Here is a 19638-nt window from a genome sequence, read left to right as displayed (position 1 = left end):
AGTTCCGCCATTTCGGCTGCGGACACATCGAGCTCTTCCAATTCCGTGAAACGGTTAAAGCGAGTTAATGGCTCGATCAAAGCTACCGTTTCATTAACCGCCCTCAGTTGCAGCAGGAAGTCCCTCTGAGATTGCGGCGTCTCAGCCACACGGTATGCAACGAGCAATCTTCGGATTAAGGCCGATACAGCCGACCGGGCATTGCTCGCAATCTCAATGGTGTTGTCCATAGTTTTCCTAACCGCGTCGGCTTGGCGCGCCATACACGAAGTTATTGTCGATCCATCGCTTGGCCCACTCGATACCGCGTTCGTAGGCTTGCGCTCGATACACGCGGTTGCCGAGGTCAGTGAAAATGAAGCGCTCGTCGCCTCGTGAAACGATGACGCCTGAAACGAAGAGCCGCTGATTCGCAAGAATGGTCGGTGATGCCTCGATCTTCCAGCCCCCGTACTCCGAAAACCGCTTCACTCGCTTCATGGCAGCCTCCAGACGCAACTTCGTCAACGTTTTCCTTGGGTTTAGCGCCCGCGCCCATTGGGGCTATCGAACATTTCTACAGCGCGGCCCCGCGGAAAGTCCCTTGCAGCCAGTCCTGCCAGTCCCATGCATACGCACATTCACCTTCGCCGTCGAGCGCCGGGCAGGCGGAGCCGCGCAATGCAATGAGAAAACGGTCTAGCCACGGCTGCGGAATATCGCTCAAGCGTACGGCGAATGCCCGACCTGCGCGTTCGACAAGTGGCACGGTGCACTAACTCGATGCTCATGAAACCGCTCCCGTTCAAATATCGGTGCCGGGCGTCGATGGCGGTTCCGGATCTTCCAACTTCTGGGTCAGATCGCGAGCGAGCAGCTGGCGCACCATGCCGATGAAGTCCTCTGCCTGCCCAACCGCCCAGAGGGCCTTGTCAACCACGATCGATTCGACGGCATAGTCTGCGATTCCGCGCAAGCTCTCAACCTCGCTCAGAGCCCTACCAAACTCCGGTTGAATAAGCCCGCTCCTCACCAACTTCAAGCCGAACGCGGCGATTAGCCCGCTATGGGTCTCTGGCGACTTCTCCACGCCACTACCCAACAACGCCGCGTGCGGCATCAAACATCGCGTAGTACGCACGATTACACGCGCCCTCGTAGCCTCCGGCTTTGAGTAGCACACGCGCCTCTTCGAGTACGCGGCCCGCCTTCGCCATGTAGTCCTTGTGCGTCTTGCTCACAGCGGAATATCCTCACGACGAATGTTCTCAATCAGTACCGGATTGCTGAACAAATCAGGATGCTCCATCTCATCCTCCCAAAGCGGCAATGCTCCGACTAGAACACCGGTTTCGAGCAGCACGTCGAAGGACGTGCCCGCCATATCGAGTGCAATATCGGTGCGCTCCCCATGCTCGCCACGAAGAATGACGGCAATGTCTGCATCGCTCTCGTCGGTGTCGTCGTGTCGAGCATGACTGCCAAAAAGAATGGTTCGGCTTACCGAATAACGGACCGCGATGCGCTTCAGAAAAACATCTGCCGCGCGGTCTGTTAACGGGTCAACAGACGAATTCATCAGGGAAATCTCCGGGGTCATGCCTCTCATGTTGGGTGTTTATGTACACCATTTCGACTCGCATTATTCAGTTTCTTCAATGCCTTCTCGAGCGCTTCAACAGCCCAGTCGTGACAGGTCCGTGCGCGCGACGTATCCGGATCGCAAGTCCACGACTTCACGGCATTCACGCTGCACGGGCGGCTGGTTTGCTTCGCAATGAGCCTGGCAGCTTCGCCCTGCGATCCAGCGAGCGTGCACAGTTCGCGCATGCGGGCACGGTTGCCCATCGTTAGTGGTAACGATAACGTGTTCATGTACACCAATATATCATTGGATTTCCGGTCCGGCACACGTCCTGTGTTTCCAGTATTCGCCGTCGGTACATGAGCCAGTACTGCGAAGTTCCTCGTCAGTCCGAAAACGGCCCGCCAAGTTCCGCCATTGCTTCGCGACGCGCCAATCTGGAAACCTCAAGATAGGGCGCGACGTGATCGAGGTGGACATGGCCGAGCAGTAACTGCACCGTTTCAATCGAGTGGCCCTGTACAACACGCCGACTCGCGAAAGTCCGGCGACCTGAGAGGCTTGAAAACCCCGACCGAAACCAGCGGCGCGGTACAACCCGGTCACATAGTTCTGAAGGCTGTTTGCCGCGAGATATTCGACCGTTTCGCCGTCGTAGTTGACGCGACGCTTCACGCTCAGTTCGTAGCGTGTGCCCTTGTGCGTCAAGATGAGCAGCACATTAGGCATAAGTCCCTGCCACTTGCTCCGGTCGAGCGCCGTCACCGTACCGCGCTTCCAGCGCCATTCGATGTAACGCCCCAGGGCAGCGACGGTTTTGGGATGACTCAGATAGACGCAACGGGCCTTCGAGCCTTTGGTAATCGCGCCTCGAAGGCTCACTTCCTCGCAGAGACGGCCGGACGGCAACAGCACGTCGGCCACCTCGAGTTGGGCGATCTCGGACACACGCATGCCGCATGTGAATCCGAGCAACAGCACGAGCGTGTCGCGCTCAGAATGCCGGCTCGTCGCGTCAGTGACGCGCAGCAGGTGCCGGATCTGTGAGGGGGAGGGTCTTTGGACGCTTCGGTTCCATCGTTTCTCCATCTCGGAATATGCTCGGTTTCGAGCCTGTTACGAGAGAGACGGTGTGGCGCTCCTTTTCAGTGTAACCCGCGCCGTACCTCGCGTCCTCGGAAAAAGCCGGCAGAACCCCTCGCCAACCTTTTCGACTGAACGCCAAATCCGCAAAGTGCTGTCCTCCTGTCTAGCCAGCGTTTCAGTGATGTAGCTTTCTCGGCTACCATCCTGCGGATTTCCAACAAACTCCAGAACGAATATGTTGACTGATATCGAGGCCCTTCAGGCTCAGTTGCGTGAATTGAACAACCGCCTCGTCGATGCGAAGCGTGAGGAGAAGCGTGCCGCATTGGACGCAATTCGCGACCAGGTTGCACTGTACGGCATCACGGAGGAGGAGCTTTTGTCGGCCACGGGATTCCGCAAGCCACGCAAACGCCGTGCTGCTGCGAAATACTACGACCCATCCTCGGGTAAGGAATGGTCGGGGTTCGGGCCCCGTCCGAAATGGCTGGAGGGCAAGAACCTCGACGACTACCTAGTCAACCGAACGGGGAAGACATGGTGGCCGGGCGAGTAACCTGACGGGGACGCGAAACGTCGCGGCGCCCAGATACTGCCTGTCGACGTCAACGTGAGCACATGGGATTGCGCTATCGAAGGGGGGGCGACGTCGGCGCCGGCGCACCTGGGCTTCTCACGCCTAAACAGCATGGGCGAAGACACGGCCATTCGCGTCGAGCTCGCGCGAATGGCCTTCGTTCGCTCACCAACAGCAATCGACGCGCGGCGCTATAGCTGGCCGCCGCCAGCGTGCCCGGGCGGGGTCTGCTGCACGGCACCGAACGTGACGACGTAGTGCCGGCGGTGCCTCAAACGACCGAGGGTGCGGGAATCGTGACGGACTTTCGACCGATGGGCTTCACTCTTGGCCGGCATCCGCTGGCGCGGCTGCACGATCGCCTGAAGCCGGCCAAACCAACTGGCAACGCTGCGCAGCGGATAGGTTGCGCGCGCGTGCGGCCTGGTCACGGTTCGACAGCGGCCGGGTACCGCCAACGGTGTCCGATTCATGACGCGTGAGGATGAGACGGGTCAGGTGAACGTAATCCTCCGACCTACGCTGCTAGAGACGTATCGAAGGGAAGCACTCGGCGCCATAGTACTCGCCGTCTACGGCGTTTGGCAGACGGACGGCAAGGTGCGGCATCTGATCGCCCGCAAGCTCGTCGACCGGACCGAGCTACGCGGGGCGCTGCTGACGACCGTGAGAGAGTTCTGCTGAATGATTCGGGTACCGGCCGACGCGCTCGCGTGGAAGGTTCAACGTACATCGAGACCGGAACTTGACTTCCTGACTCCCTCGCTATGCTGGTCGATATTGATTCACCAACCACGATCGGAGAGATTATGTCGACCTACCAGGAACTTCTCGCGAAACGGGCCGCGCTCGAAGCAGAAATCGACGCTGCCAAAGACGCGGCACGGACAACACCCCTGTCCGACGTACGCCAACTCGTTAGTGAATTCGGAATCAGTTCGCGCGAGATCTACGGTACACATCGGAAGCACCCGCGTCGCCGTCCCGATGCCAAGTACCGCGATCCCGAAACCGGCGCAACATGGAATAGCCGAGGCCGCCCGCCAGCGTGGATCGATGGCAAAGACCGCGTGCTCTTCAAAATTGATCAGCGCGGCGCCCGGTCTTGAACTTCTACGGAACGCTGGTTACATTCACAGTGCATTCCGGCCGCCTGCGGCGCCAGGCTTTCGCGTGGCAGGCCGCTGCACCCTCTCATCGTCGACCGCTATGAATCTTGCCCCAACCGATGGTCGCCCCGGTTCGGAATTCGACCCAGTCTGGTACGAGCACGCGCTCGAACTTGCCTCGGACGATCTGCGACGCATCGCGACCTTGCTCGCGGAACACTACATCAACGCCGGCCTCGCACATGCCTTGAGCTGGACACTATTGCTTGAGCTCGAAGAGCAAGCGTTTTCCGATTTGGCCTTTCTGAGCCGCAATGACTCAGTGGTCGTCGATGCTCTACCGCGCATCGGACCGGCTACGATGCCGGGCGTTGATTTCAATGGCCTCATCGACTGGAGTAAGTCGGATCCGTCGCTGCCGATTGTCTATCGGTGCGTCCGAGAGCTTCTGGTGGGTACGCCCACATCCGGGAACGGGAAGGACGCGGCGTGAACGACGCGTTCTGTGCGCTCAACAGGGTGCGTACCAGCGTCCATGTGCAAGCGCGGGTGGACGGTTGCCCCTCCTTTTTGCAGACAGGTGACGCGAATCGTAGATTCGCGTTATGCTTGAGGCAGGCAATATTCAGTATATAAGATCGCATGGACGAACCGACTCTCTGGCTATCGGGACCAACCGAGGCCTATCGGCAATGGCAACGCACGGAAGCCGCCGGCGCCAATCGCCGCGCGTTCTCGCCGCGGTCGATCGTCCAGCACGAAGCCATGTTCGAACGCTTCATGCGCCACCTCGCCGCCGCGCAGCGGTCGCTGACCACCTTCGGTCCGGACCACCTTGAATCGTTCTTTGCTGACCTCGATCGTCGGTGCAAGCCAGGCACCACGACACGTCTGCGGTACCAGAAGCTCCTCGACAGGCTCGGCCGACATCTTGTCGACGTCGGCGTGCGCGAGACCAATCCAGCGGCCGCCTATACGCTGACGCAGGCCTGGCCAGAGGATGAACCCGTCCCGGTGTACCTTCTCGAGGCCGATGACCATCGACTGCAGGCGTCGGTCCGAGCCGTCGACGGGCTCGACGATCGCGCGTTGCGTAATCGCGCCATCGTTGGTCTATTGCTCTCAACCGGCATAACCGCGCAGGAAATCCGGCAGGCGGCCGCCGTCGACCTCGACCTGTCGCCGGCGCGGCCACACCTCCGTATACCGAAGCGCGGCCCGCGCGAAGCACGCCGGGTCAACGTTGACGAATTCGCGGAACCCGCGCTCGCGCGATGGCAGAACCTGTCCGCCGCCGCCGACAGCCCACTACTGTTCCCGTCACCCCGTGCAGGCGGGCCAATGACCGACGAGTTGCTCGGCCGCATCGTTCGAGACGAGCTCCTCACGATCAACGTTCGGCTCCCCGATATGAGCCCGCGCACCCTGCGGAACACGTTCGCCAGGCGCCTGCTGCTCGCCGGCAGAAGCAACAACGACGTCATGCATCTGTTGGGCCTCACGAGCCAGCGGACCGTGATCCGCATTCGGGCGACGATCCCGTGCGGGCCTCAAGCTGCACCCCAGACTTGACTTCCTCTCCGCCTCGATAGCCTGAAAAAGCCAGCACATTCGCTGGCTTTTTCGCTATTGGAGCATTCACTATGGACCACGTAACGCACTACACTGACCTCGCCTACTTCGCGAGCGGTAGCATCGCCGTCTGCTGCTACCGACTGTTTACACTCTCATCGGATCCGACGCAGGTCATCATTCAGATCGACAATTGCGGCGCCCCAAAGGACGTCCTGATCACCGATCACATCGTCCGCGACGGAATCCTCAACCGGATCGCCGATCGCGACCTGACGGGCATCCCGTGCGACATGCTTTGCGTCGCGTTGACCGAGGCAGGCCAACATCACATCGCCTTCGTCGAAGCCGATCTCGAGGACTACATTCATCGCGGTTATCCGTATGAGCGATCGGCTCAGCCCGCCGCACGTGGCCGACATATTGACCGCATCTCGATCAATTCGCGTGACCTGGTGGTCGGGCGGGCCCGCCTGCAAACCGCGCGTGCAACCCCAACGCCCGCAGCAGACCGTCTCGCGGCCATCCTCGACCGGCCACCGACCGCGTAAGCTCCAAATACGCGGACGGACAGCTCGGTAAGACCATGACGATGGGTTGAATCGTTGAGAACATCGCGCTCGCGTTGGTCCCGCCATGACGTACCCAGTCCGATAGGCAATAGCAAAGGAGGCAGCAGGCAGAAAAAACCCGGCGCAATACGCACCGGGTTTGGTTCCAGAGGGTCTGGGCTTCACGCCGCTTGCGAAACAGGTCAACGGGCGCCAGGTTCAGCATCGTGAGGTGCTTCGTATTCGAGATCGCATGGTGGACCAGATGTCGGTCGAGTTCGACCGGCGTAAGGTTGAGCCGGTCCGCGCGGGTGAATCCCAACCATTTGCCGGCACACGCCGTGGCAAGGAATGCGAGAGCGAGCAGCGCGGCATTGGCGACGATCAGTCCACAAAGCGCTGCCCGGAAACGGTGTGCCAGATGCCTTCGTTTACAGCTTCACTGAAAGCGACACAAACAACCATCAGGATCGAGCCTTGATCGACAAACTTCAGCATCTCGCGGTGCGTGTCGATCAGTCGGCCTACGAGGGGTCTCGACATCTGTCCGGCGACAAACGGCACGAGCAGTTGCAGCACAATCTTGCCGACCGTATCCCATGCAGAGCCAGCGTGGCCACCGCCATCCGCCACCAGTATGCCGACGAGCGCGAGCGTGATGAAGATGCCGAGCAGGCTCGATACCAAAGCCGCACACACGGCCGCCGGTACATTGCCTTTGGCCATTGAAGTGAATGCAATGGACGACTCCACCGTGGACGACAGCATGCAGAGGAACCGTATGCCTGTATAGAGCGAGGGCGTGACGAACGGTGCGACGATGGGTTTCAGCGCCAGGCCCAACAACGGAAACAGCGCGAACGTACTGAGCAGGACCACGGCGTGAAGACGCCAATGCGTGATGCCGGCTACGATTGCTTCGCGCGAGAGCTTGGCGCCATACAGGAAGAACAGCAGCCCGATCGCGAAGGTCGTCAAGCCATTGAAACCAATCGCGACTATGCCGCGGCATAGCAGCAGACTGGCGATGACCACCGTTCCGATGAGCGCCAGGGTGAAGTTGTCGGGAAGAAATTTGGAGCGGGTCATCGATTGTTCACAGGCTCGGGAAGGGACTCAGTGGTGCTGAGAGCTCAGCATTCGAGCATCTCGCGGCGTGCCCCTCCCCGAACGCCCGGCAGCCGAAGCTTTCACTCGGGCGAAGTCCGATGCGTTTGGGCGCTAGACGCACCGATTTCAGGGAGTCAGAAAGCGTGCGCGCATCGGCTTGAGAACCGCGATCGCAAGCAGCGCCGTGGCGATGTCGAGCGCGATGGCCGACGCGAATACCGGTACCCAACTGCCCGCGTGCTGGTGCATGAGGGCGGCAAGCGGACCGCCGAAGATCGAGCCGATGCCCTGCGAAATGTAGAGCCAGCCGTAGTTTTCTGTCGCGTGACGCGTGCCGAAGGTATCCGTCAGCGTCGACGGGAACAGTGAAAAGATCTCCCCCCAGCCAAAGAACACCAAGCCGGAGAACAGCACGAACAGCACCGCGTTGTCGCGCGTGAGCAGCCACAGGGTCATCGCGATGCCCTCGAGGCCGAACGCGACGAACATCGTGTTTTCCCGTCCGTAGCGGTCAGAAATCCAGCCGAAGAGCGGCCGGGTCAGGCCGTTCGTCAAGCGGTCGATCGTCAGCGCGAGCGGCAGCGCGGCCATGCCGAATACGACGGCAGTCGTCATGCCGAAGTCGCTGGCGAAGAAAGCCATTTGCGACGTCACCATCAAGCCGGATGTCGACATCATCGTCATCATCGCGAACATCAGCCAGAAGACGGGCGTCTTGAACATTTGCGATGGGCTCAGATTTCTTGTCGACGATTGGGCCGTCAGTCCGGCCACGCCGTCCGCGGACGGTGCCACGCGCAGCCCTTGCGCCGCGAGGAAGCCGACGACGGCGAACCCGATGCCGAACATCCACAAGGTCGTGTCGACGCCATGTGCCTGCAGCGACGCGGAAATCGGGAACGTGGTGACGATCGCCCCCATCCCGTAGCCCGCGGCCACCGCGCCGGCGGCAAAGCCGCGACGTTCCGGGAACCAGCGGACCATCAGGCCGACGACACCGATATAGACGATTCCTGTGCCGAGGCCGCCCACGATGCCATAGGTGAGATACAGCGTCGACAGGCTGCTCGCGTGAGATGCGAACAACCAGCTGAGACCGGACAGGGCCGTGCCGATCGAAATCAGCGTCCGCGGCCCGAAGCGGTCGATGAGTTTGCCCTGGAATGGCGAAAAGAACGTCTGCAGCACGATCAGCAGCGAGAACGTCACCTGCAGTTCCGGCAACGCAACGCCGAGCTTGGCGGCCAGCGGCTTGGCCATCAGCGTCCAGACGTACTGGGGGCTCGAGATGGTCATCATGCAGACGATGCCGAGGGTGAGTTGAAGCCAGCGGCCGCGTGTCGTGGACGACGACGCGTTCGCAACGCGGGCAGCCGTCGTAGTTGGCAAAGGGGAAGTCATGTTGCTCTCCGTTTGGTGGATGCCTGCAATCGGGCAGGCGCGGACGTACGGCGTCCTCCGGGCCGGCAGGCCGGATACGCAACAACGTCGATTGAAAAAGGGCGTGCTGGCGCCTACCAGCCCGCGGCGGCTCCGTCGCTGCGGGGGTCGTAGCCGGCTTCGATCAGTCCGTTCGCATACCTGACGATTGCGCCGGCGTGCCCCATCGCCTCGTCGTACGGCTGCAGCACTTCAACCGCATGGCCGAACGCCTCGAGTGCCGCGATCGTCCAGGGCGGGAAACGCGCTTCGAGTTTGAGCGTGTCGGTCGACTGCCCCCACGTGCGGCCCAACAGCCAGCGAGGCGCATCGATCGCGGCCTGTGGGTTCCAGCCGAAATGCGCGATGCGCGAGAACACCGCACTTTGCGACTGCGGTTGCCCGTCGCCGCCCATGTTCCCGTACACCATGGTGCGACCGTCGCTTAGCCGCGCGAGGGCAGGATTGAGCGTATGGAACGGCCGGCGCGCGGGTGCGAGCGAATTGAGTGCGGTCGGGTCGAGTGAGAAACTGCATCCGCGGTTCTGCCAGTTGATGCCCGTGCCGGGCAAGACCACGCCGCTGCCGAATTCGTGATAGATGCTCTGGATGAAGCTGACCGCGACGCCGTTGTCGTCAATCACACCGAGCCATACCGTGTCGCCTGGGCCGCGACCTGCGCCCCATGGCGCTGCATGGGTCGGGGACACCTGCCGGGCCATCTCGTCGAGGGCTGCCGGTTCGAGCAGCGTCGACGGGTCGATGCACATGTAATCGGGATCGGTGAGATGGGCGTCGCGTACGCCGAATGCCAGCTTGGTGGCCTCGACGCACGCGTGCACGAACTCGGGGCCGAGCGGATCCATCTTCGCTGGCGACAGGCGGTCGAGGATGCCGAGGATGAGCAGCGACACGAGCCCTTGCGTGGGCGGCGGCATGTTGTAGAGCGTGCCGAGCGAGTGCTGGAGTGCGAGCGGAACGCGCAGCCGTGCCTCGTGCCGCTCGAGATCGGACAGCGCGACTGGCGAGCCGAGTGTCTGCAGGTCGGTTGCGATGCTGCGTGCGACGTCGCCACGGTAGAAGTCATCAAGACCCGCGTTAGCTAGCTGCTCGAGCGTCGCGGCGAGTCGCGGTGCGGTAATCTGGTCGCCCGTGGCGGGACCCCGTCCGTCGCGCAGGAAGGTGCCGGCGAAGCCCGGGATCGGTGTGAGTTCAGCGAGCCGGCTTTCGATGCAGCGTGCGTGGCTCAGGGTCACGGGCATCCCGGCTTTCGCATAATGAATCGCGTCTTCGAGCAGGCGTTTGACGGGCAGCTTGCCGCCGAGTACGTCTCGGGACAATCGGTGCGCCTGATCCCAGCCCGACACGGTGCCGGCAACCGTGTTGGCTGCGAGCGGGCCGCGAGCGGGAATGGCGGCAAGACCGCGCGAGCGGTATGCATCGATGTGCGCGGCCAGCGCGGCCGCGCCGCACGCCTCGATGCCGATTGGCTCGGCCCCGGGTCGGGAAATCAGCCAGAAGCCATCGCCTCCGATGCTGTTCATATGCGGGTAGACCACCGCGATCGTTGCCGCGGCGGCAATCATGGCTTCGACGGCATTGCCGCCCTCACGAAGAATCGCCAATGCGCTTTGCGAGGCGAGTGCGTGCGGGGCGACGGCCATACCGCGCGTGCCGCGCGTCGGGTTCAGATAAGCGGAATACATGTTGGGCTCGATTTGCTTGTATACAAGAATATCAAGCAAACCATGTGCCAGCATGCCGCGATGCGACAAACCCTTGCTGCGCCTGGCGCGCGCTTGAACATTCGGGCGTCGATGCCCGGAGGCGGGGCGGTTACGCCGGTCCTCTTACCCTCGGTGGTGCATACGGCACGCTATCCGGCCTTTTCGCGGTGCGTGCATGTTTCAGGCGTTCGGCCGTCATCGTTCGAACGGCAACACGACTGCCTTCAATGTGTCGCGCGATCAGGGCAATGGCGCGGTCCTTGTCACCAGCGCGGATCGCGTCGAGGATGGCGATGTGTTCGTCGTAGGTTTCGTCGATGCAGTCGCCGCGTACGAGGTCGAGGCGCCGCACGACGCGAATGCGGTCAGTCACACGCTGCATCACGCTGGTGAGTTCCGCATTGTCGGCAGCCCAGACGAGCGCCTGGTGAAAGGCTTCGTCGAGCGCCACCATTTCTCGTCCGTTACGAAGCCGCTGAGCGGGCGGCACCGTCCAGACATGCTCAAGCCGCTCCAGCAAGGGCAAGACGTCAGGTTGTACGGCGCCGTCTTGGTCAAACAGCTTCGACACGGCAAACGTCTCGATCAGCTGACGCATTTCGTACAGATCGTCGAAGCGCTTGAAATCGATCGGCACGACTTCCCATCCGCCCCTGACGTAACCGCGCATGAGCCCGTCGCTCTGCAGGCGAAGCAACGCTTCGCGCGCGGGTGTGCGCGACACGCTGAACCGTTCTGCGATGCTGGCTTCCGTGACGCGATCACCGGGCAGTAGATGCATGTCGAAAATGTCCTCGCGGACGCTGACATAGACGAGGTCGGCGCGCGATGACGGCGTGGAGTCTGGGGCGTTCACGCGTTAGGTATAGACAAATAGGATGAAAGAAACGTGCATATCCGGTCCAGTCAGATTGGAGGATCTGGTGGCATCTTCGGCCGATGCGGAACCGATTTGATTGTCAACTGAGAAATTATGCCTGACTCGTGGCCCAGGCCCCAAGGAAGAGTCGTGGAATTCATCGGTAGCCCCATCCCCATCTGTACGATCCACGCTTCGCCACGCGCGAGCAGGCGCGGCACTCGATTAGCGAATACACAGAGATCTTCCACAACCGGCAACGTTCGCAGGCGAGCCTCAGATTACCAGTCACCGGTCGCATTCACACAGCGCTTCTATCTGAATCAGGTCGCTGCTTAACCCGTTGGCCTCCATTAATTCCGTCCGATCTCACCCGTGTCGACGAACTGCTGCCTTGGAATGTGGTCGACAGACTGACGTTGATCAGCTCGCATGGCACTGCCTGACTGCTTCATGGATCCAGATGGATCGTGCCCACGATCGTGGATCATGGGCACGATCTCACGTGATCCTCACGGAAACTCCCCAAGCTCTCACATCATGCCCCGCGCGCGCGCGAATATGGAACTGGTCGCGCCGAGCCGCTTACCAATCCCCAACGTCTTGAAGCGTTTAAGAATTCCTAGTAGTAATCTTTCGACAGTCTTTATTCCCCCTGCCTTTCGTCCGCGTGATTACTTCGACTCCGATCATGCCAGATCGCACCTTAGGTGCAGGGGAAGCAGAAAGGTTGTCGAAAATAAAAAATGGCCCCACTCTCTTACGAGAGCGGAGCCGTTGGTCAGGGGTTTAGATGCAGGGCTTGGGGTGCCCGGCCGGAAAGGTGTGGACTTGGCCATCCTTGCAGATGACCGCGTCCATTCTCATGGGTGGCCGCTCATTCACGGCGGCCTGCGAAGCCACCGCGTAGCGCAGGGCAGGCACCGACGGCTCCGAACCGCCGTGCATTGCAATCAACAGCATCACCATGTTCGTCATCCCGTTCATCGACCGATCCTCGTCGACGATTCAGAATGCCACGACAGCCGTAGCCGCCACCGTCACCCAGCGCCCGTTGATCAGCACGTCGCACAGCCGCGAGCCGTTCAGCTCGTAGACGTGTTCCGTACCCATGCGAATGGGCTTCGGGCGGATCGAAACCGCGAGGCTTCGAATCAGAGCAGCCGGATTGGACTTCAGTTTCATTGCGTTCCTCGAAAAGAAAAAAGGCGAGGAACGCCCCTGTGGGGAACGTTCCCCACCAGGGTTAAAAATGTGTGCTGCACTACCTCGCGAGTGCGGCCACGTCGATGACCGCATCGGCCTCTGCAATCAGGTCGGGCGTTTGCGAGATGAAAAACTCCCGCGCATACCCGCCCCGACGCAGCACCTCGCGCTTCATACGTATGAACTGCACCTTGCGATCGGGATCAAGCGGTCCATCCGACTCGTCGCTGAACAGCGTCTCGTACGGTTGTCCCGCGTTACCCGCGATATAAAGGGCGACGCCGCGTGTCAGGCATTCGTTGATCCACACCTTCTGACCACCGGACATCACGCCGACCGCTTTGCTGCTGTCGCTTTCGGCGTCGTGCACGAGGATTTCAAATCCCTCGCGCGTTTCACCGTTGGCCAACGTGCGCTGCGTCTGGATCTCGACCGTGAATCGCGTGCCGTAGCACGCGAGCAGCAGGTCGTTCACCGTCTGCGTCAGTGCCGGGCCAGCGTCGTCGATCGTCAGCGCGATCACGCCGTCATTGCCCAGCCCTTTCGCCAACAGGTTCCACTTCGCGATCTCGTCCGAGATGCGCTCTGCGAGTGCCTGCGTCGCCGAAAAACCCTCAAGCTCGCGCTCGAGCGTCACCAGCGTCGCTTCTCCCGTAGCCTGACTCCGGATCAATGCTTCGATCCTGGCGTCCAGCCCCGTACAGGTCTCGCGTCGAGCGGCCAACTGGCGATCGACATCCGCAATCGCTTGCGCAACATCGACCGAAGCCAGGCGCGACACCTCGGCCTCGACCTCCCGCAACAAGCCGTTGAGCCGCACCGTCTCGGTCTCCCGACGTTTCGACGCCTCGCCTCGCTCAACATCGAGCGATTCGAGTTCCGCGTGGCCCTGTCGCATCCCGTTTTCAGCTGCGTCGAGCAGCGGCTTTCGGGCAGCAAGTTCGGTCGCGCGTTGAAGCGCCTGCCGGGCAGCCGTGATTTCCGCATTGACGCGCTGCAGTTCCGCGCGCTTTGCAGACAACGCCGCGACAGCAGGTGCCAGTTGATCCAGTTCCGCCTTGTGGCCGCGGTAGCGGCCCCGAAGGTCATTCAACGAGATGGTCTGGACGTCCACCTGCTGTGCCGCGCTCCTCGCTTGCGCGAGCAACGGGCACGTCACGTGAATATCCATCCCCGCACACGGCACCGATCCGATGACTGCCGATTGCTCGGTCAGGGTCTTGATCAGATCGGCTTTGGTCGTGCCCTCCGATTGCAGGCTGGAGAGCGTCGACCCGACGGTTACTGCCCGCAGTCGCTTCGCGTCGAGCTCGTCGATCGCGCGCTGCAGGGGTTCGATCAGAGCCTCGGCCTTTCCAAGACGAAGCTGCACCTCGTCACGATCTACTGCGGCGCTAAGAATGGGCTCACGCTGCCGAACAACCGCTACGTGGCCGGCGATCGTGTTACGAATCGTCGTCGCACGCTGCAAGAGCCGTTGCTGCTCCGCTTGTCCGTCACGCTCCAATACACGAAGCGAGGTCTGCAGCTCGGTCCGACGCGCACCCAGTTCTCCGAGCCGCGCCGCCGCACCTGCGTTCTCGCCTTGCTTGGCAACCAGCACGGCGTGCTGTTGCATCAGCGTTACGATCTCTGCCTGGGCTGTCGTGCGCTTCTCGCGCGCGGCTGCGATCTCCGAAACGTCCTTCGCGATCGCCTTGCGCGTTTGATCGACCCGCTCACGCTTTCCAGAAAACGCCGCGAGATCCTGCTGCACCACACCGAGTTGCCGGGCCAGCACCTTTGCGACATCTGCCGCCTTCGTCGACAAAGCGCGGAGGTGATCGATTTTCAGCAGTTGAGCGAGCAACGCCTTGATCTCGCTCGCAGCGTACGACGCCAGCGGTCGGCGGTTCTGCGCCGAAAACACGCTCGTGAAGAACGATTCGAGCGAACCGCAGATCGCATCGACACATCGATCGTAGGTTTCACCTTTGCCGTCCGACACGGTTCCGTCCGGCAGCGATACCGGCCGCCACTCACCATCGGTCGAGTGATAGAACAGGAAGTAGTCCGCCTTGCCGGTCTTGCCAGGCTTGCGGAATGCGAAGGTTGATCGATAGCGCAAGCCATCGTGCTCCCATTCGAACTCCTTGCGCGCCTGCACCCCGCAGATGTGATCCCAGTACGAGAACGCATCGACCGAGAGCTTCGACACGCGCGACGGCATGATCCGGTACGGATGGATGTTGTCCATAATCGTCGTCTTGCCGGCGCCGTTCGGCCCCGTCAACGCGATCAATCCGTTGGGCAGTGACGCCAGGTCGAGTTCAACGCTGTCGCGTTTCATCCCGTCCCGCACGCCATGGAACCCTTCGAGCAACAGTTTCAGTGGTCGCATGACTGGATCTCCGCGAGCGTGATGGGCTGCAGATAGTCGTCAGGCAGGAATGGCACATCATCGTCGTCGATCGTCAGCGTCGGCTCGGGCCGGGAAGCGGGCTTGCCCAACGTGCCATCGACGGCGGCCCGCACTGTCCCACAGAGGCGACGGAACGCGTCCGACGTCTGCTTGAGCACCGAGTCCCAATCGGGACAACCCGTGAGGATCTGCAGCTCGCGACCTGACCATTGACTCGAGTACCCCGAGTCGAACGACCAGAGCAGGTTCTGCAGCTCGACGCCCGGCGTGACCACGATTTCGGCCTGGTCGGCTTCGATCACATGGGTCAGGACGAACAGGCCATCGCGTTGCGCGATGACGGCGCCGCGCTGAACACCGAACGGTTGATGAAAGAGGGCTGCAGTGCACCCGCCGTGGTCGACAAGGCGCTTCTGCAACGACTTGGCGTCGTTGGACGCAGTATAGGATTGCGCCCAACGGACGCCAGCAGGATAGAGACCAAACATGAGCACACTCCAGAATTGAGACGGTGTGCGCCCCTGACGGGGAACACGTCCCGTCCGGGTAGAAAGAAAATGGATGCAGCTGCTGCGTTCGATGCGCCAACGGACGCGCGGTGAACCTTGTTTCGATAGCCACACGGGCTATCGGAACACGGCTGTGTTCGAATGGACGGAAGACGCTCCGTCGTTGAGCGGCATTACGCCGCGAACAGATCGTCGTTGAGCCAGGCCGGCTCACCGGCGCCCGTCGCAGCATCCACCCCGTGCGCCACCGTGGTGGCCAGCGACAGATCCGACGCGACGCTTGGCGCGCTGAACTGATCACCGGTGGACTCAGCGGTGTCGGCTAAACGCGCCAGGATCGCTTGCGCGATCGCGTCCGGTTCGCCAGTCTCGAGCAACTGCAGCCGATCAACCAGCGAGACCGCATCGACGTCGGCCAGCTCACACCAACGGGTCAACTTCGCGTCGACCGTCGGCGCCGTGCTGATCCCTTCTGCCCGGCTGCGCATGACAGGCAATACGCGAGGCTCAAGCTTTACGCCGGCGGCCGTCGAGAACATCGCTTCGATCGCCTTGCGGTCGACCAGCTGCTTATGCTCTTCATCGATCTGCCAGCGAATACGCACGAATTTCCCGGCAGATGCGGCTGCGAGTGCTTCCAGCTCGTTCGTGTCAGGCGGCCCGTCAAAAGCAACGGAGACCATTTCGCGGGAAGGCGTCGGGATCAACGTGGCACTTGCTTTGGAAGCCGACACGTCCCACGCCAGATAGCCCTTGTCGCCGAGCTCGCCGTAGTGGAACCGCCCGACCGATCCGGGATAGCCGACGACGCGTCCCTCGCGCTCCCACGTCTGATAGTCGGGTAGAGACAAGACCTCTCGGCCTCATCCCCCCCTAAGAACCGTACGTGCGAGTTTCCCCGCATACGGCTCAAGCCTCATCAAAGCCCTGTTTGACCAGAGCCGGCAGCTTCCCGAGAATTTTGGCTGTGGATTTGCCTGTGGCAATTCGGGTGGAGAAGCGCAAGATTAGAGAAAGCGTCGTTTCCGCCATGAGCTTTCGGAAGGATATGGTGAACATGCCAGCCACTGTCCTTCGTAATTCGCTCATTGCAGTTGGAACACCTACCATCCTGCGCATACCAGAGCATCCGCAGACGATGCCGTCCCTGAAGACTTTCCTTCGTTGACAGACCGAGTCTGTCTTCGATGTACTGTTCCCCGCCAGGATCGTATGGATTCGCTTCTGCCCTGATCTTCACATGCCGTCGAATGGGCGTATCACTGGCTTTCACCAATGAAACGAACCGGTCCACGCCACGGTCATCAGTCACCGATGTGCCAAACACCCAGTCTCGTCCCTTGACACGATGAAAGTAACGACCTTTCACCCAGCCGAGAGATTTGTTGGGGTGCCTGCGGCAAGCCCACTGCCAAAGCTGTTTCCAAATGACGTGGTCCACCTTGTTAAAGGTGTCCTTCGACACTTGATGACGATGATAGTTGGCCCATCCCCGAACTACTGGATTCAGCCGGTTGATCACCTCCATCTGCGTTGCAGGGCGGCTTGATTTGATGATTCCTCGCGCCTTTCGCAGAAAAGCCTGCACGTTCTTGGTCGCTGGTTTAATCAGCAACTTCGTTCCGTACTTACGAAAGTTCCAACCAAGGAAGTCAAAACCCTCTTCGATATGCACAATCTTCGTCTTCTCGTCGGACAGCGTTAACCCTCTCTCCGTCAAGAACCCTTCGATTGAGATTTTTGCTTCTTCGAGCACCTCTTTCGACGCGCCCGTGATCACAAAGTCGTCTGCATACCGTATCAGATTCACCTTTTTGGGATTGTGTTCCCCGTTGACACCTTTGTACTGCTTGATACCAAAGTGTGCCGCGAGAGCTCGCTGCATCCCGTCCAAAGTGAGATTCGCCAATAGCGGAGAGATGATGCCTCCTTGCGGAGTCCCCGCTACCGTCGAAAATTTCTGACCCTGCCATACAACGCCGGATTTCAACCACTTTCTGAGAATGCCTTTGTCCATGGGGACATTGGCCAGTAACCAGTCGTGGTCGATATTGTCAAAGCATCCAGCAATGTCTGCATCCAAGACCCACTGAGGTGAAACGCGTTTGCCGAGCGAAATAAAACATTGCTCAGCAGCGTCTCGACTCGCCCGCCCCCGTCGGAAGCCGTACGAGTTAGGATCCGCAGTGGTTTCCGCGATAGGTTCAAGAGCAAGCGAATGCAACGCTTGCATCGCTCTGTCGGCCATCGTCGGAATACCCAACGGGCGCAACTTGCCATTTGCTTTCGGGATAAATACCCGTCTCAAGGGTTGAGGCTTGTAACCCCTCTGCTTCAGAGACAACACAGCTCTGACTTTCGCTTCAGGCGTATCCCATACCGCGCCGTCTACACCTGAAGTACGTTTTCCATTCTCGGCCACTCGCTTCACAGCTACTGCCCTGCCATAAAACGAGTGAGTCAGGAGCCGTTGCAAGGCTTGCACCTTACCCCAGCGCCCTTCTTTAACTGCCTTCGCAATACGCATTTGCAGCCGTCTTACTGTTTGATGCGCGTCGCTCCACTTTATAGCGTGCCACGCAACCTCGCAGTCGGAGGCTGCACCAACCATTTTCATGGTCGTCATCTGCTTTTCCTCCGTTAAGAAGGTTCGTCAAACTCTCTTGCAAAGAGAGACCAGCCGGAAGTCTGCTCCCTTTCGGGCAGGATGATGTCGAGTTGCCTCTCAATCCCTATTCGTACCATTACAGTCCGACTTTCGCTTTCTCCGGCATCCCATACCCGCAACTCCGACAGCGTTCCTTACGGTTCGCCTGCCCTCTCAGGCAGAGCTACGGGCTTACCGTGTTTCACATAAGTAACACTGGAAGGTTAGGCGTCGGCCTTTTCCCGGTAGATTCACGTCCTCGTCTGGTCACACAAGAAGACCAGAACCATCTACACACCGTTTTGGTTGAAGCCCAGCATCTTTGGCTCCTTCACACATGACGAGATTTATCACCGATTCACTTACGTTCACCATACTCCCAAGCCTAGCGCCCCACCGCGTGATGCTCGCAGTTCCGCATCCCTCTCGCGAGGTTCGCTTCATCCAACCGGAATGGGCTACGTTGTCCAGATGGCTTCACACGCGGCCGTTACCGTCCACGCATGCATCTGTAGGCTACAGCTGGAGGAACAGCTGGTTCTGTCACGCAGGACTGCCGTGCAGAACAATTACTTATGCAACCTCACGTCGCACCTTGTGGATGTGACCGAGCATGAACGCCGAGCACTCCGCACCAAACAGCGCACCGAGGCTGAACTCGTGATCGAATCCTGCCATCGTGACGCCGTGTTCCGTCTGACAACCGTTCACCGTGCCATGCGACACTCCGATCGTCGGGACGCCCGCCGCTCGGAACATTGCATTGATCCGGCCAGCAGCGGCGAGGAACCCCGCGAGGGTGTCCGCGAGATCAGTCGATGCCGCCAGCGACCCGACGCGCAGCGCCAGCTCTGCTTTGTTCATCGTCGGAAGACAGGTAAAGATCGCTTCGGGCTCGCTGTACAGATGGTGTTGCACCTCGTCTTCGTCGAAAACCGGACCACGCGAGAACCAGAAGTTTCCGTCGTAAAGCGCCACCTGACAGACGCGGTCCGCAATGGCCACCGGATACCGCGCGCCCATCAGCGCGAAGTTGTCCAGCGTCCCCGGCGGCTCGTGCGAGAACGTGCCCTGCAGCATCAACACCGGCATCGCTTGTACGAGTCGGTGTACCTGCGTGGCGAGTGCGTTCAGTGCCGGCGCGTGGGCGTCGAGGCGATGGTCTGTTGAGTCACCGCTGATCACCGCCACAACGGCCTCGCTCGCAATAGCGTCACCCACCGCATGCGAGAAGCACCGGTCCGCCTCGTCGAGGTTTTCAGGTGCGTAATGCAGGTCAGAAAAATGCGCGATCTTCATCA

At 60.6% G+C, this 19638-nt stretch carries 19 protein-coding genes and 4 pseudogenes; 7 read left to right on the top strand and 16 right to left on the bottom strand.

The window, feature by feature from the left end:
* Positions 1–237 precede the first annotated feature (237 nt).
* The 5 genes from WS46_RS02160 to WS46_RS02145 form a co-directional block, all read right to left on the bottom strand.
* Entirely contained in the window at positions 238–480 is a 243-nt protein-coding gene (locus WS46_RS02160; protein ID WP_059689152.1) for a hypothetical protein, read from the bottom strand.
* 304 nt (positions 481–784) lie between these two features.
* A complete protein-coding gene (locus WS46_RS02155) occupies positions 785–1099 on the bottom strand; it encodes a hypothetical protein (RefSeq protein WP_257129906.1) in 315 nt (104 codons plus the stop codon).
* Positions 1074–1196, bottom strand: coding sequence for a HEPN domain-containing protein (locus WS46_RS36295; RefSeq protein ID WP_257129907.1), 123 nt, complete (start codon positions 1194–1196; stop codon positions 1074–1076). Before WS46_RS36295 ends, WS46_RS02155 begins: the two co-directional genes overlap by 26 nt.
* 20 nt (positions 1197–1216) lie before the next feature.
* Positions 1217–1579, bottom strand: coding sequence for a nucleotidyltransferase family protein (locus tag WS46_RS02150; protein WP_257129905.1), 363 nt, complete (start codon positions 1577–1579; stop codon positions 1217–1219).
* A 288-nt stretch (positions 1580–1867) separates the two neighbouring features.
* Complete coding sequence (locus tag WS46_RS02145) at positions 1868–2653, bottom strand: site-specific integrase (protein ID WP_257129904.1); 786 nt, start codon at positions 2651–2653, stop codon at positions 1868–1870.
* A 232-nt stretch (positions 2654–2885) separates the two neighbouring features.
* Here WS46_RS02145 and WS46_RS02140 point away from each other — a divergent pair, with 232 nt between their 5' ends.
* The 6 genes and pseudogenes from WS46_RS02140 (at position 2886) to WS46_RS02120 (ending at position 6459) form a co-directional block, all read left to right on the top strand.
* Positions 2886–3206: an H-NS family nucleoid-associated regulatory protein gene (locus WS46_RS02140; protein ID WP_059534675.1), complete on the top strand. Its 321-nt coding sequence runs from the start codon at positions 2886–2888 to the stop codon at positions 3204–3206.
* A gap of 9 nt (positions 3207–3215) precedes the next feature.
* Positions 3216–3911: pseudogene (locus WS46_RS36700) on the top strand (error-prone DNA polymerase); the annotation flags it as partial.
* Positions 3912–4036: 125 nt separating this feature from the next.
* Entirely contained in the window at positions 4037–4336 is a 300-nt protein-coding gene (locus WS46_RS33190; RefSeq protein WP_082722081.1) for an H-NS histone family protein, read from the top strand.
* Positions 4337–4436: 100 nt separating this feature from the next.
* Positions 4437–4829 (top strand): DUF2471 family protein, encoded by a 393-nt coding sequence (locus WS46_RS02130; protein ID WP_059534672.1) that lies wholly within the window; start codon positions 4437–4439, stop codon positions 4827–4829.
* 149 nt (positions 4830–4978) lie between these two features.
* The gene (locus WS46_RS02125; protein WP_059689150.1) at positions 4979–5908 is read left to right on the top strand and encodes a tyrosine-type recombinase/integrase; all 930 of its coding nucleotides are present in this window, start codon (positions 4979–4981) and stop codon (positions 5906–5908) included.
* A gap of 71 nt (positions 5909–5979) precedes the next feature.
* Positions 5980–6459 (top strand): hypothetical protein, encoded by a 480-nt coding sequence (locus tag WS46_RS02120; protein ID WP_059689149.1) that lies wholly within the window; start codon positions 5980–5982, stop codon positions 6457–6459.
* A gap of 289 nt (positions 6460–6748) precedes the next feature.
* On the opposite strand, the pseudogene WS46_RS36285 reads toward WS46_RS02120, so the two are convergent.
* The 4 genes and pseudogenes from WS46_RS36285 to WS46_RS02100 all read right to left on the bottom strand — a co-directional run.
* Positions 6749–7548, bottom strand: a pseudogene (locus WS46_RS36285) (bile acid:sodium symporter family protein); the annotation flags it as partial.
* 147 nt (positions 7549–7695) lie between these two features.
* Positions 7696–8970, bottom strand: coding sequence for an oxalate/formate MFS antiporter (oxlT, locus tag WS46_RS02110; RefSeq protein WP_059689148.1), 1275 nt, complete (start codon positions 8968–8970; stop codon positions 7696–7698).
* Positions 8971–9083: 113 nt separating this feature from the next.
* Entirely contained in the window at positions 9084–10694 is a 1611-nt protein-coding gene (locus WS46_RS02105) for a gamma-glutamyltransferase family protein (RefSeq protein WP_059689147.1), read from the bottom strand.
* A gap of 130 nt (positions 10695–10824) precedes the next feature.
* The gene (locus WS46_RS02100) at positions 10825–11571 is read right to left on the bottom strand and encodes a GntR family transcriptional regulator (RefSeq protein ID WP_059534663.1); all 747 of its coding nucleotides are present in this window, start codon (positions 11569–11571) and stop codon (positions 10825–10827) included.
* Between the two features lie 182 nt (positions 11572–11753).
* Here WS46_RS02100 and WS46_RS34975 point away from each other — a divergent pair.
* Positions 11754–11913: pseudogene (locus WS46_RS34975) on the top strand (IS3 family transposase); the annotation flags it as partial.
* A gap of 450 nt (positions 11914–12363) precedes the next feature.
* Here the strand turns inward: WS46_RS34975 and WS46_RS02095 are convergent.
* The 7 genes and pseudogenes from WS46_RS02095 to WS46_RS02075 form a co-directional block, all read right to left on the bottom strand.
* Positions 12364–12561: a hypothetical protein gene (locus tag WS46_RS02095; protein WP_059534661.1), complete on the bottom strand. Its 198-nt coding sequence runs from the start codon at positions 12559–12561 to the stop codon at positions 12364–12366.
* 21 nt (positions 12562–12582) lie between these two features.
* Complete coding sequence (locus WS46_RS35905; RefSeq protein WP_175981574.1) at positions 12583–12759, bottom strand: hypothetical protein; 177 nt, start codon at positions 12757–12759, stop codon at positions 12583–12585.
* 79 nt (positions 12760–12838) lie between these two features.
* On the bottom strand, positions 12839–15160 hold the full coding sequence (locus WS46_RS02090; protein WP_059534659.1) for a nuclease SbcCD subunit C: 2322 nt from the start codon (positions 15158–15160) through the stop codon (positions 12839–12841).
* Entirely contained in the window at positions 15148–15669 is a 522-nt protein-coding gene (locus WS46_RS02085) for a hypothetical protein (RefSeq protein ID WP_059534657.1), read from the bottom strand. Before WS46_RS02085 ends, WS46_RS02090 begins: the two co-directional genes overlap by 13 nt.
* Positions 15670–15863: 194 nt before the next feature.
* Complete coding sequence (locus WS46_RS02080; protein ID WP_244139214.1) at positions 15864–16541, bottom strand: hypothetical protein; 678 nt, start codon at positions 16539–16541, stop codon at positions 15864–15866.
* A 68-nt stretch (positions 16542–16609) separates the two neighbouring features.
* The gene (gene ltrA / locus WS46_RS33185; RefSeq protein WP_082725242.1) at positions 16610–18316 is read right to left on the bottom strand and encodes a group II intron reverse transcriptase/maturase; all 1707 of its coding nucleotides are present in this window, start codon (positions 18314–18316) and stop codon (positions 16610–16612) included.
* A 615-nt stretch (positions 18317–18931) separates the two neighbouring features.
* Positions 18932–19636, bottom strand: a pseudogene (locus WS46_RS02075) (exonuclease SbcCD subunit D); the annotation flags it as partial.
* Positions 19637–19638 lie beyond the last annotated feature (2 nt).

Source organism: Burkholderia sp. RF4-BP95 (assembly GCF_001521985.1).
Taxonomy (GTDB): domain Bacteria; phylum Pseudomonadota; class Gammaproteobacteria; order Burkholderiales; family Burkholderiaceae; genus Burkholderia; species Burkholderia diffusa.
This window is presented reverse-complemented; position numbering and strand designations above follow the sequence as displayed.